At 60.8% G+C, this 13,971-nt stretch carries 4 protein-coding genes; 3 read left to right on the forward strand and 1 reads right to left on the reverse strand.

All coding sequences use genetic code 11. The annotated features are described in order from the left end of the window. Positions 1-39: 39 nt before the first annotated feature. On the forward strand, positions 40-750 hold the full coding sequence (locus ABIA48_RS00435; RefSeq protein ID WP_429486420.1) for a response regulator: 711 nt from the start codon (positions 40-42) through the stop codon (positions 748-750). A gap of 176 nt (positions 751-926) precedes the next feature. On the opposite strand, the gene ABIA48_RS00440 is transcribed toward ABIA48_RS00435, so the two are convergent. Continuing rightward, a complete protein-coding gene (locus tag ABIA48_RS00440) occupies positions 927-2,423 on the reverse strand; it encodes a histidine kinase (protein ID WP_429486421.1) in 1,497 nt (498 codons plus the stop codon). 72 nt (positions 2,424-2,495) lie between these two features. On the opposite strand from ABIA48_RS00440, the gene ABIA48_RS00445 reads away from it, so the two are divergent. Next, positions 2,496-2,873, forward strand: a complete 378-nt coding sequence (locus ABIA48_RS00445) for a hypothetical protein (protein ID WP_429486423.1) — start codon at positions 2,496-2,498, stop codon at positions 2,871-2,873. Between the two features lie 298 nt (positions 2,874-3,171). Beyond that, positions 3,172-13,935 carry a peroxidase family protein gene (locus ABIA48_RS00450; RefSeq protein WP_429486425.1) on the forward strand — a complete coding sequence of 3,588 codons (10,764 nt, stop codon included), beginning with the start codon at positions 3,172-3,174 and terminating at the stop codon, positions 13,933-13,935. The last annotated feature ends 36 nt before the right edge of the window (positions 13,936-13,971 follow it).

Consider the following 13,971-nt stretch of genomic DNA (forward strand, 5'->3'; position numbering starts at 1 on the left):
CACCATGCAGCTCCATCGCCTCTTTATGAGGAGCTTCCTATGAGTTCCATGATCAAGGTTGGCATCGTTGATGATCACCCGCTGTTAAGGGATGGGGTCACAATGGCGCTGAAGAAAATAGCTGACTTTCAGGTGGTCGGGCAGGGCGGGTCTGCCGATGAGGCCCTGGAAATTGCCGCTCGTTTTGCTCCGAATGTTTTGCTGATGGATGTCAATATGCCGGGCGATAGCTTTGCTGCCGTGCGAGCGATCTCAGCTTCTTCGCCGGCAGTTAAAATTTTGATGCTGACGGTATCCGAGTCCATCGAGGACGCCTATTCCGCCCTCGAAGCGGGCGCGCAGGGGTATGCGTTGAAAGGCATAAGCGGTCGTGAGCTTGTACAAGCCATCAGAAATGTTGCCGGTGGTGAAACCTTCATTACACCTAAACTTGCCAGCAAGCTGTTAGGCAATTTCAGACAGTACGCGGGTGATAAGCAAAAGGTCGAGCTGACCCATCGCGAAGAACAAGTTATCCGGGAGGTATCGAAGGGCCTGACTAACCGCGAGGTGGCTATCAAGCTTGAGCTCTGTGAGAAGACTATCAAGCACTACATGACGAATGTCATGTACAAGCTACGCGTTCGTAACCGGACGCAGGCAGTCGCAGCAGTAAGACGGCATTGGGAGAGTGACCATATACCTGGCTTATGTGGTGCTCTTCAACGCCGCGACTTGAATGGCAACAGTAAGCAAAATAACGGGGCATAAGCGCTAATGCGATCTGTAGCAGCTGCCGAGCTCGCGAGGCTGCGTTCGGCTGCGAAGCAGTCGTAAAATCAATCATTGCGTTACGTCAGGCATACCGCGTCAGCTGGACTCACGACTGCTTCGCAGCCGAACGCAGCCTCGCGGGCTCGGCAGCTGCTACAAAGGGTGTCGGGCGATCAGATTTTGAACTGCGCTCTGGCTTTGGTACCGCAATGGGGTGCCGATTCAATAATGAATATTCCGCCGAGGGATTCGACACGATAGCGCATGCCGATAAGGCCCAGATGAGTTCTACTTCGACCTGGTACGCTCGGCTTCTCGGTTGAAATACCCACTCCCGCATCCTCGACTTGCACTTCCAGTAGCCCTTCGGAGTGAGAAGCGCTGAGTTTTTGGCCTTTCCCTCCGGCGTGAATATAGGCATTGTTCAATGCTTCCTGGGCGAAGCGGTAAATACAAATTTTATGCGCTATCGGTACATCGTCTGGAAGAGTATCAAGCTCCAGATCGACTCGTGTCTCGGTCCGCTCTTCGTGCCGCTCGGCAAGCAATATCAGTGCATCGTGCAGGGTCAGATCAGTGACTTCCGGAAGTGCCAGGCCGAGTGATATTTCCCGCACTTCGTTTAAAGCATCCTCGCCGGCATGTCTGATCATTTCGAGGACTTCCTCATCTGGGGCGCCTTTCGAATCCTCGAGCTCTTCAAGGCGAAGGAGGATAAGTGACAACAGCTGGGCAGGACCATCATGAAGGTCTGCCCCGATCCGACGAAGAGTGAGTTCACTGATTCTGGAAAATTCGCGATTGGCTGTCGTGACTTTGCGCTGAAGGGCAGCATTACTTGAGTGCAACCTGGCTTGCTCATCCATTCGCCATTTAAGTGCGGTTTCATGCAGCTTTATTATCTTGTCGCCACGCCGAACAATAAAAAATAACAGCAAAATCATTGCCATTGTTGCTGCACCAACAATCGCCCAAACTTTCTTGCGAACGTTATTGATTTCGCGCTGTAACGCTTCTGCGGTTTCGTAAAACTCACCAACCGCAACAATCTTTCCAGTACCCGCTTCGCGCAGTGGAGCAAAGATTTCATAGAAGGGAATATTCAGACTTCGCTCAAAAGCATCGTCAGTATCCTCCTCAAGATCATTGTCCAGCTCTGTATAGATCTTGCCGGTCAGCGCTTGCGAGATCTCCTCTGTCGGGAAATTTTTCTGGACCGCGGATTTGTCGGTGCTGTAGACAATCGTGCCGTCTGGCAGCCAGATCTTCACCGAGACAACGTGTGTGCTCAACGAGGTGCTGGACAGCAGGTGGTCAATGGTCTGAATCGTTCCATCGGGGAGCTCTTTGGCAGTGGTTAATCCCTGAACGAAAGGCTCGAGAAAGTTCGCCATATAGCGCGCTCCCGCCTCTGCCGCCGTTTGAACCGTTGCATCTTCGATACTCTGGCTGACGAGGTTTCCAACGAACGTCATGGTCAAACCCAGAATTATTGTGGCGCAGATTACGAACTGGGTTGAGCGGCTTAAATGGCGCAATTTTACACGGGGGCCCTGGCTCCCGGGCACTCCGCCACCGGACGTTTGGCCTGCCTCCGATCCGACCAAGGTCTGATCCGATTCATCGACCAAGGTCTCAGAATTTGGTTGGGCTTTTGTCTCTGTACACATCCGGGCAGCACCTCAATACTCATTTTCAATGGAGTGTAGAGCTAGCGTTTGAGGTTGAAGGTGGGAGGCGCGATGAATAATTTAAAAAGATTCCCGATCCATCTGGATAATCGCTATTTCCGGCAACAACAGCCGGGGGCTATTACCAATGGTGTGGTCGGCCATTCGCGCTCTGTACTGTCACTTTACGGCCACACAAGCCAGGATGGAAACGTCTGCACGCTTGGCATTCAACAGACTAGTCAATTGCTAGTCGATGCCAACTTTCTCATGGATAAAAGGCTTGTTGACGAAGCCGCATGGACGCAGAACCGTGCCATCACCCCTCAGGAAATCCCGGTATATGGCGATCTTCACGAGCCTGTTCCGGGCAATGACTCTGATCGCTGGATATGTGGCATCTGTGACAAGCCCCTTATGCCTGAGACAGCATCATGTACAGACGCATAGAGCCCCGATTCGTGAAGGGGCCTTTTGTAAGTTGCACCTTCTATTCAACCTGCGTTCATGGGCCGTCGCCTCCTTGAGGCGCAATACCAGCCTGTAGATACGGTTGTCATGGGGAATTGATCCTCAGTTGAGCATTGCTGATTGCACGCAATTCAGTGAGGGCTCAGTGCGGCCGTCATACCAGGTCCCGTCGTTCAATTTTCGATTTTTGTTTATGGGGTCCAGCACTAAACCACGCGTTTGCAGCCGTGTTTTATGCGTGTGGTTTCCTGATTAGTCAAGCATCGAGGAAACAGCCATGGCCAGCTTCATCAAGTCCGATCTCGAGTTCATTCTTGAACAAATTTTCATCGCCGAACGACATGCAGCAGGCGCGAGTCTGGTTGACATGCTACCGAACGTAGAAGTGCCCTTCGGCCTGCGCACCGTCTCCGGCATCTACAACAACCTGGCTAATCCCCAGTTCGGCGCCGCCGACACCATCTTCCCGCGTATGACGATACCGGTGTTCAATACCGCGCAGGTCCAGCCGGTCGGCTTCTTCGGCCCCGCCGATCCTGGCGGAACCACGCCGACCTCTTACCTGCAGACCAGCGGTGCCGTCTTCGACTCGCAGCCGCGCACCATCAGCAACCTGATCGTCGACATGACCGCCAACAACCCGGCGGCGGTCGCGGCTGCAGCGGCCAATCCGGGTTCACAGGTGGTCACCAGCCCCGGTCTGGATGGCCTGTTCGGCACCGCCGACGACGTTTCCGTCTTCAAGATCCCAAATATCACGCCGGACGCGGGCCTGACCGCGCCCTTCAACGCCTGGATGACCTTCTTCGGCCAGTTCTTCGACCACGGCCTGGACCTGGTCACCAAAGGCGGCAGCGGCACGGTGTTCATTCCGCTGCAGCCCGACGATCCACTGTTCGTGCCTGGTAGCCCGACCAACTTCATGGTGTTGACGCGGGCCACCAATCTGCCCGGTCCCGACGGCATCCTCGGCACCGCCGATGACATCCACGATCAGAGCAACACCACCTCGCCGTTTGTCGATCAGAACCAGACCTACAGCTCACATCCCTCGCACCAGGTATTCCTGCGCGCCTATGAGCTCAACGCCGCCGGCGACCCGGTCGCCACCGGCAAGCTGATCACCAATCGTGACCTGGGTGCCGATGGTGTGTTCGGCACCGCCGACGACGTCGAAACCGGTGGCATGGCCACCTGGAAGGTGGTCAAGGCCCAGGCCCATGATCTGCTCGGGATCAACCTGACCGATGCGGATGTGTTCGATCTGCCGCTGCTGGCGACCGACGCCTATGGCAACTTCATCAAGGGCCCCAACGGCCTTCCGCAAGTCGTGATGAAGGGCGCGGATGGCATTGCCGGCACCGCCGATGACATACTCGTCGAGGGTAATCGGGCCGCGCCAATCAGCCTGACGAACGCCGTGCGCACCGGTCACCAGTTCCTCATCGACATCGCCCACAGCGCCGATCCGACCGGCGGCCTGACGGCTGATGCGGACACCGTCATTGGTGGCCCGCAAGCGCCCGGCACCTACGACAACGAGTTGTTGGATGCGCACTACATCGCCGGCGATGGCCGGGTCAACGAGAACATCGGCCTGACCACCGTCCACTCCGTCTTCCACCACGAGCACAACCGGCTGGTTGATCAGACCAAGGCGACGGTACTGGCCTCCGCCGACCTCGTCTTCCTGAACCAGTGGCTGATGCCCGACGCCCAACTGACGGCGTTGCCGGTGACGGCGGCCGACATCGCGGCCCTGCACTGGAACGGCGAGCGGTTGTTCCAGGCCGCCAAGTTCGGCACCGAGATGCAGTACCAGCACCTGGTGTTCGAGGAGTTCGCGCGCACCGTCCAGCCGCAAGTGGACGCTTTCCTGGCACCCATGGGTAACGACACCACGATCAACCCGGCGATCGTCGCCGAATTCGCACACACGGTATTTCGCTTCGGTCACTCGATGCTGGTAGAGACGGTCGATCGTTTCGATGCCAACTTCAACGTCGTCGGCGACGGCAATCCGACTGCCCCGGGCAATCAGCAGACCGGCCTGATCGCGGCCTTCCTCAACCCGCTGGCATTCGCTGCCAGCGGCCCCACCCCTGAGCAGGCGACAGGCGCCGTCGTACGCGGCCTGACCCGCCAGGTCGGCAACGAAATCGACGAGTTCGTGACCGATGCGGTGCGCAACAACCTGGTTGGCCTGCCGCTGGACCTGGCCGCCCTTAACCTGGCGCGTGGCCGCGACGCCGGCATCCCGTCGCTGAACGAGGCGCGACGCGAGTTCTACCACATGACCGGCGACAGCCAACTGACCCCCTACACGAGCTGGGCCGATTTCGTGCAGCACATGAAGCACCCGGAATCGCTGGTCAACTTCATCGCCGCCTACGGCACGCATTCAACCATCACTAGCGCTACGACGATGGCGGGCAAGCGCGCCGCGGCTGCAGACCTGGTGTTCGGCAGCGCGACCGCGCCAATCGACCGTCTCGACTTCCTGCACAGCACCGGTGTCTGGGCGAACAACGCCGGTGCGGACGGTATTCCGAACACCGCAGACGACTTCACCATCTCCGGCCTGGACAACGTCGACTTCTGGATCGGCGGCCTGGCCGAAGAGAAGATGCCCTTTGGCGGCCTGCTGGGTTCGAGCTTCAACTTCGTCTTCGAAACCCAGATGGAAAACCTGCAGAATGGCGACCGCTTCTACTATCTGGCGCGCACCGCGGGACTCAACTTCGGCACTGAGCTTGAGAACAATTCGTTCGCCAATCTGGTGATGCTCAACAGCGACGCAACACACCTGTCGGCTAACGTATTCCTGACGCCGGCCTTCACCCTGGAGACCGACCCGACGCGCCAGTTCAACCAGAGTGTGGTGGCCGGCCCGGACGGCATCGTCGGCACGCTCGACGATCTGCCCGCCAACGCCGACCCCTTTGGCCCGTCGATCCACCCGATCGGCTCACCACGGATTGACCATTTCACGCCGCTGGTGATCCGCGACAACCCCGCCACAGTGGGCCTGGATACCAACTACCTGCATTACACCGGCGGCGATACGGTCGTACTGGGCGGCACGGTCGGCAACGATATCCTCATTGCTGGCGACTCGGACGACGACACCGTCTATGGCGACGCCGGCAACGACCGGCTCGACGGCGGCTACGGCAACGACAACATCTTTGGTGGCGCCGGTGACGACATCATCACTGACATCGGCGGTGACGACGTCATTCGCGGCGAGGACGGCAACGACGTCATCCAGGCCGGTAACTCGACCCTGGCCGGTAACAATCTGGTCCTCGGCGGTGCGGGCAAAGACTTCGTCATCACCACCGAAGACATCACGATGACCTTCGGCGGCGCGGGCGACGATTTCATCCTCGGCGCCAAGGTCAACCTGGCGCCGACCGGCAACGAAGGCGACGACTGGATCGAGGGCGGCACCCAGGACGGTGCACCCGGCGACAACGCGAGCCCGACATTGACCGACGATGTGCCCGGCAACGACATCTTCATCGGCACCGGCGGATTCGATGAAATGATCGGCGAGGGCGGCGACGACACCTTCGTCGCCAGCGACGCTCAGGACAAGATGGACGGCATGTCCGGGTTCGACTGGACCACCTACAAGAATGACAAGTTCGGCGTGACCGTCGACATGGTCACCCCGTTCTTCAGTCCGTATCACCCGGTGGCCAATGCTGCGGGCGATATCGTGGGCGCGGTGGGGCAATCGCCCGATGCGGTCTATGACCGGTTCGCGGAAGTGGAGGGGCTGTCGGGGTCGGCCTTCGCCGACTTCCTGCGCGGCGATGAACAAAACGCGGCCATCATCGCCAACATCACGGCCAGGGGCAGCATCCTCACCAACTTCGATCTCGTCAGCGGCCTGCGGGCCTTTGTCGGCAGCGCCGGTTTCGGTGCCGACGGCATCGGAGGGACGGCCGACGATCAGTTCGGCGCGGGCAACATCATCCTCGGCGGCGATGGCAGCGACATCATCGAAGGCCGTGGCGGCAGCGACCTCATCGACGGCGACAGTTGGCTCAACGTGCGCATCAGCGTGCGGCAGAACATCGATGGCACCGGGCCGGAGATCGCCAGCTTCGACAGCATGGTGCCCATGATCCCGCTCATGCTGAACGGCACCTTCAATCCCGGCCAGCTCGTCGCCGTGCGCGAAATCCTGCCTGGTACATCCGTAGGCGGGGCTGCGTTCGACACCGTCAACTTCATGGGCCCTCTGGCGAACTACACGATCGCCGTCAACGGCATCGTCGTCGATCCCGCCGTGCCCCTCGATATCGCCGCCACCGACATCGTCACCGTGACCGACAATGTCGGCAACGAAGAAACCGACCGTCTCACCCACATCGAACGGCTGCAGTTCTCCGATCAGGCAGTGGTCCTCGTGCAGGGGGTCAACGCCGAGCCTGTGGGCGCACTGACGGTCGATAACACCGCACCGACCGTTGGCCAGACGCTGACCGTGTCGGCGGCAGGCATCACCGATGCCGACAACGCGGGTGGGGGGATCAACAATTCCATCAGTTACATATGGCAGGTTGAATTGGCACCGGGCTCGGGCGTCTTCGAGGACATCATCCTCGGGCCAGGCCGCATCGGTATCGGATTTACCAGAGCGGACGCGCCCACTCTCACGGTGACGGCGGATCTTGCCGGCCTGGCAGTGCGCGTCAAAGGCATCTATGCGGACGATAATGGCGTGACCGAGCAGGTATTCTCGGCACCGACCACGGCAGTAGTGGCCGCGGCACCGGCCCCCGCAGCGGCGCCTTCGCTGATCGATCCGCAGACCACTGCCCCAAGCAACGGTGTGCGTTACACGCAATCGGACCTGGCGTTCATCCTTGACCAGATCAAGATCGCGGAACACAACGCGGCGGGTGAGAACCTGGTTACTCTGCTGCCGAACATACGGATGCCATTCGGTTTGCGCACGGTCGAAGGGACGGAAAACAACCTGCTCCATCCCGAGTTCGGTGCCGCCGATACGGTATTCCCGCGTCTGACCACGCCGGACTTCCGCCCGGCCGAAGCCGGCACGAGCTACACCCAGACCAGCGGCCTGGTGATCGACTCGCAGCCGCGCACCATCAGCAACCTGATCGTCGATCAGACCGCCAGCAACCCGGCGGCGGTCGCAGCCACGTTCGATCCGGGCCTGGATGGCATCCTTGGCACGGCTGACGATGTCTTGAAGGTCGGTGCACAGGTGGTTACCGGAACCCGCACCGACGGCACGACGTTCCAGACCTTCTTCGACCCGAACGTGAGCCCCGACGCGGGCCTGACCGCACCCTTCAACCAATGGATGACTTTCTTCGGCCAGTTTTTCGATCATGGCCTGGACCTGGTCACCAAGGGCGGCTCGGGTACGGTGTTCATTCCGCTGCAGCCCGATGACCCGCTGTTCGTGCCCGGTAGCCCGACCAACTTCATGGTGCTGACGCGGGCCACCAACCTGCCAGGGCCCGATGGCATCCTCGGCACGGCCGACGACATCCACGAGAACACCAACACCACCTCGCCGTTTGTCGACCAGAACCAGACCTACAGCTCGCATCCTTCGCATCAGGTGTTCCTGCGTGCCTATGAGCTCAACGTCGCCGGCGATCCAGTCGCCACCGGCAAGCTGATCACCAATCGTGATCTGGGCGCCGATGGCGTGTTCGGCACGGCCGACGACGTCGAGATCGGTGGCATGGCCACCTGGAAGGTGGTCAAGGCGCAAGCTCATGACCTGCTCGGGATCGACCTCACCGATGCCGATTTCAACAACGTGCCATTGTTGGCGACCGACGCCTACGGCAATTTCATCAAGGGTCCGAACGGTTTCCCTCAGGTGGTGATGGTGGGCCCGGACGGCATTGCCGGCACGGCCGACGATGTGCTCGTTGAAGGCAATCCGGCGGCGCCCATCAGCCTGGTCGATGCCGTACGTACCGGTCATGCCTTCCTCAACGACATCGCGCACACCGCCGTTCCGATCGACGACGTGACCGGCGCAGCACTTCTGCCCGATGTGGACACTGTTGTTGGCGGTACGCCTGCGCCGGGCTTCTACGACAACGAACTGTTGGACGCGCACTACATTGCCGGCGACGGCCGGGTCAACGAGAACATCGGTCTGACCACCGTCCATTCCATCTTCCACCATGAGCACAACCGCTTGGTCGATCACACCAAAGCGGTGGTCCTGGCGACAGCGGCAAGCGGCGACGTGTCCTTCCTGAACGAGTGGCTGCTCACGCCTGTCACTGCCGTTCCCGTCGACACCACGACCCTGGACTGGAACGGCGAGCGCCTGTTCCAGACGGCGAAGTTCGGCACCGAGATGCAGTACCAGCACCTGGTGTTCGAGGAGTTCGCGCGTACGATCCAGCCTATGGTCGATCCGTTCTTTGCCCCGGGCCAGGTGTACGACACCGCGATCGATCCGAGCATCGTTGCCGAGTTCGCGCACACCGTTTATCGTTTCGGGCACTCGATGCTGCTGGAGCAGGTCGACCGGCTGGATCCGAACTTCGCCTCGAGCGATATCGGGCTGATTCAGGCCTTCCTCAACCCGATCGCGTTCGCGGGCAGCGGCCCCACTCCGGAACAGGCGGCCGGTGCCATCGTGCGCGGCGTGACCCGCCAGGTGGGCAACGAGATTGACGAGTTCGTCACCGAAGCCCTGCGCAACAACCTGCTCGGCCTGCCGCTCGATCTGCCCTCCATTAACCTGGCGCGCGGCCGCGATACCGGCATTCCGTCCCTGAACGCGGCGCGGCGGGAGTTCTATCTGCCTACAGGCGACGCAGAGCTCAAGCCCTACACCAGTTGGGCCGATTTCGTGCAGCACATAAAGCATCCGGAATCGCTGATCAACTTCATCGCCGCCTACGGCACGCACCCGACCATCACCGGCGCCGTCACGCTGGCGGACAAGCGCGCCGCGGCTGCGGACCTGGTGTTAGGCGGCGCGACCGCACCAGCCGACCGTGTCGACTTCCTGAACAGCACGGGTGCCTGGGCCAGTAACCCCGGTGCGGACGGTATTCTGAACACCGCAGACGACGTGACCATCACCGGTCTGGATAACGTCGACTTCTGGGTTGGCGGGCTGGCTGAGGAGAAGATGCCGTTTGGCGGCATGCTCGGCTCGACCTTCAACTTCGTCTTCGAGAACCAGATGGAGAAACTCCAGGACGGAGACCGCTTCTACTATCTGGAGCGCACCGCCTCGATGGACTTTGGCGCGGAACTTGAGAACAACACGTTCGCCACTCTGGTGATGGCCAATACCGACGCAACACACCTCTCGGCCAGGGTTTTCCTGACGCCGGCCTTTACCCTCGAGGTCGACCCGACCAAGCAGTTCAACCCGAGTGTGATTGCCGGGCCGGATGGCATACTGGTCGACAATCCATTGACACTAGTCAATGAGGCCGCCGACAACCTGCCGGCCAATGCTGATCCCTTTGGACCGTCGAACCATCCGATTGGCTCACCACGCAGTGACTTCCTCACACCGCTGGTGATCCGCGACAACCCCGGCACAGTGGGCCCGGATACCAACTACCTGCACTACACCGGTGCCGATACGGTCGTGCTCGGCGGCACACCCGGCAACGATATCCTCATTGCCGGCGACTCGGACGACGACACGGTCTATGGCGACGCCGGTAACGACCGGATCGATGGCGGCTACGGCAACGACCAACTCTTCGGCGGTACCGGTGACGACATCATCACCGACATCGGCGGCGACGACGTCATCCACGGCGAGGAAGGTAACGACGTCATCCAGGGCGGCAACGGCCTCAACCTGATCCTCGGCCAGGCCGGTCAGGACTTCATCATCACCGGCGAGGACTCGGCCGATAGCAGTGGCGGCCTGGGCAACGACTTCATCCTCGGCAGCAAGGCGAACGAATTCGCGCGCGGCGGCGAAGGTGACGACTGGATCCAGGGCGGATCCGCTGATGGTGTTGCCGGCGACAACTTCGACGCATTCGGCAACGATCCGATCATTGGCAACGATGTCTTCATGGGCGATGGCGGGCCGGACAACTTCGACGGGGAAGGCGGTGATGACATCATGGTCGGCAGCCCCAGCGAGGCGGACCGTTTCATCGGGTTCTCCGGTTACGACTGGGCGACCTACAGGGACGATCCGGTCGGCGTGACCATTGGCCTCAACTCCAGTCAGCGCTTCTTCGATCAGCCGGCGGTGCCCGGTTCCACCGCGTCGATCCTTGCCCGGTTGGACCTGGTGGAAGGGCTGTCGGGATCGGCACACGCCGATTTCCTCACTGGCGATGATTCCACCGCGGTAACGCTCGCTATCGCTGGCGCCACGGGTAGTGTGCTCACCAACCTTGACCTCATCAGTGGTCTGCGGGCGTTCGTCGGTGCCGCTGCTGCTGGCCTCGACGGCATCGTGGGTACCGCAGACGATAAGTTCGACGGGGGCAACATTATCCTGGGTGGTGCCGGCAGCGACGTCATCCAGGGCCTTGGCGGCGATGACCTCATCGACGGCGACAAGTGGCTCAACGTGCGCATCAGCGTGCGGCAGAACATCGATGGCACCGGGCCGGAAATCGCCAGCTTCGACAACATGACACCGCTGGTCCCGCTGATGTTGAACGGTACCTATAACCCCGGCCAGCTCCAGATCGTCCGCGAGATCCTGACGGCGGCCGGTCCTGACTTCGATACGGCGCTGTACTCCGGCAATTTTGCGGATTACACCGTGGTCGAAAACGTCAATGGCACCGTTACGGTCACCGACAGTGTCGCTGGCAGGGACGGGATCGACACTCTCAGCAATATCGAGCGGTTGCAATTCACCGATCAGGCGATCGTGCTTGGCGGTTTGAACTCGGCGCCAGTCGGTTCGCTGACGATCGACGATGCCACGCCCGCCGTCGGCCAGACGCTGACGGTATCGGCGGCAGACATCACCGATGCCGACAATACCGCGACCGGTGGCGCGATCACCAGCCCCATCAGTTTCTTCTGGCAGTTCGAACCAAGCCCAGGCTCGGGCGTCTTCGAAGACATCACCTTCTTTGCCGCCGGAGAGGTCGCGCGCGCGGAGGGTACGACTGTCACGGTGGGCACGGAATTCAGGGTCCCACCACCGGCGACCCTCATTGGTGCCGTGCCGGCTATCCCGCAACTCGTCGTGCCAACCGGACTGGCTCTGCGCGTCAGGGCGGTCTACAAGGACGCCAATGGCGTGCTGGAGGAGGTATTCTCGGCGCCGACGGCACCGATCACGGCGGCCGGTACCGGCACCGTCAACTTCCTGCCGGTCGGAACGGTGCTGATCAGCGATACGACCCCGACGGAAGGCTCGACCTTGAGCGCCACGGATGCATTCACCGACGCCAACGGGACCACAACCTCGGTGATTACCCATCAGTGGCAAGTGGGGAGCGGTGCGATCTTTACCGACATCGTCGGCGAGACGGGCACGACCCTCGCGCTCATCCCGACACTGGTCGGTCAGCAACTGCGTATCGTCGCGAGTTACACCGATGACCTCGGCACACTTGAGCGAGTCACCTCTGCCGCTACGGCAGTGGTCGGTGATGTGTTTGTCGGTACCGCCGGTGTCGACATCTGGACCGGCACGGCAGGCGACGACATTGCCAGCGGAGGTGCTGGCAACGACATCCTGAACGGCTTGGGCGGCAACGACATCATCAATGGTGACGCGGGCAATGACGTGCTCATCGGCGGTCTTGGTGCCGACACGATGGCCGGCGGTGATGGCAACGATATCTACGAAGTCACCGACGCTGGGGACGTGGTGACGGAGCTAGCCGGTGGCGGCATCGACGAGGTCTGGACCTCGCTTGCGAACTACACCCTGAGTGCCAACGTCGAGAATCTGTTTTTCGGAGGCAGCGGCAACTTCACGGGCGGCGGCAACGTGCTCGACAACACGATCGTGGGCGGTGCGGGTAACGACATCATCATCGGTGCCGCAGGTGCCGACATAATGGTCGGCGGTGGCGGCAACGATATCTACGAAGTCACCGACCTTGGGGACCAGGTGATCGAGGCCGCCGGTGGTGGTGGCGACACGGTCTGGACCTCGCTCGCGAGCTACAACCTGGGTGCCAACGTCGAAAATCTGTTTTTCGGCGGCAGCGGCAACTTCGCGGGCAACGGTAACGAGCTGGCCAACACGATCGCGGGCGGAGCGGGTAACGACGTCCTCGTCGGTGGCGCAGGTGCCGACATGATGGTCGGCGGTGGCGGCAGCGATATCTATGAAGTCACCGACCTTGGGGACCAGACGGTCGAACTCGCCGGTGCCGGCATCGACACGGTCTGGACCTCGCTCGCGAGCTACACCCTGAGTGCCAACGTCGAGAATATGTTTTTCGGCGGCAGCGGCAACTTTGCGGGCACCGGCAACGAGCTGGCCAACATGCTCGTGAGCGGTGCGGGTAACGACCTGCTCATCGGTAACGGCGGTGCTGACACGATGGTCGGCGGTGCCGGCAGCGATATCTACGAAGTCACCGACCTCGGGGACGTGGTAGGCGAGAACGCCGGTGGCGGCAGCGACACGATCTGGACCTCGCTCGCGAGCTACACCCTGGATGCCAACGTCGAGAATCTGTTTTTCGGCGGCAACGGCAACTTTGTGGGCACTGGCAACGGGCTGGCCAACACGATCGTGGGTGGTGCAGGTAACGACTTCATCGTCGGCGCCGGGGGTAACGACGTGATGAGTGGTGGCGTGGCCGGCAACGATACGTTCGTGTTTGGTGCCGCCGGTTTCGGCAACGACACGATCCTGAACTTCGGAGCCAATCCGGCCGCAGGACAGGACTTGCTCGATCTCAGGCCGATGGGGATCACCAGCGCGACGTTCGCTCCCAGCCTGACCATAACGGCAGACGGGGCGGACACGGTGGTCGGGATCGGAGCGGACTCCATCCGCCTTGTGGGTGTCAGCAGTGCGACCGTTGATCAGACGGACTTCATTCTGGCCACTTGAGGTACTGGTCAGTACTGTCGCAGGGAGCGTGGAAAA

Origin of the sequence: Pseudomonas sp. S30_BP2TU TE3576 (genome assembly GCF_050436025.1) — a bacterium.
Taxonomy (GTDB): Bacteria; Pseudomonadota; Gammaproteobacteria; order Pseudomonadales; family Pseudomonadaceae; genus Aquipseudomonas.

Excerpts from the sequence above, each read along its gene's own strand:
- ABIA48_RS00440 (WP_429486421.1), bottom strand. The coding sequence starts at position 2,423 with ATGTGTACAGAGACAAAAGCCCAACCAAATTCTGAGACCTTGGTCGAT.
- ABIA48_RS00445 (WP_429486423.1), top strand. The coding sequence starts at position 2,496 with ATGAATAATTTAAAAAGATTCCCGATCCATCTGGATAATCGCTATTTC.
- ABIA48_RS00450 (WP_429486425.1), top strand. The coding sequence starts at position 3,172 with ATGGCCAGCTTCATCAAGTCCGATCTCGAGTTCATTCTTGAACAAATT.
- ABIA48_RS00435 (WP_429486420.1), top strand. The coding sequence starts at position 40 with ATGAGTTCCATGATCAAGGTTGGCATCGTTGATGATCACCCGCTGTTA.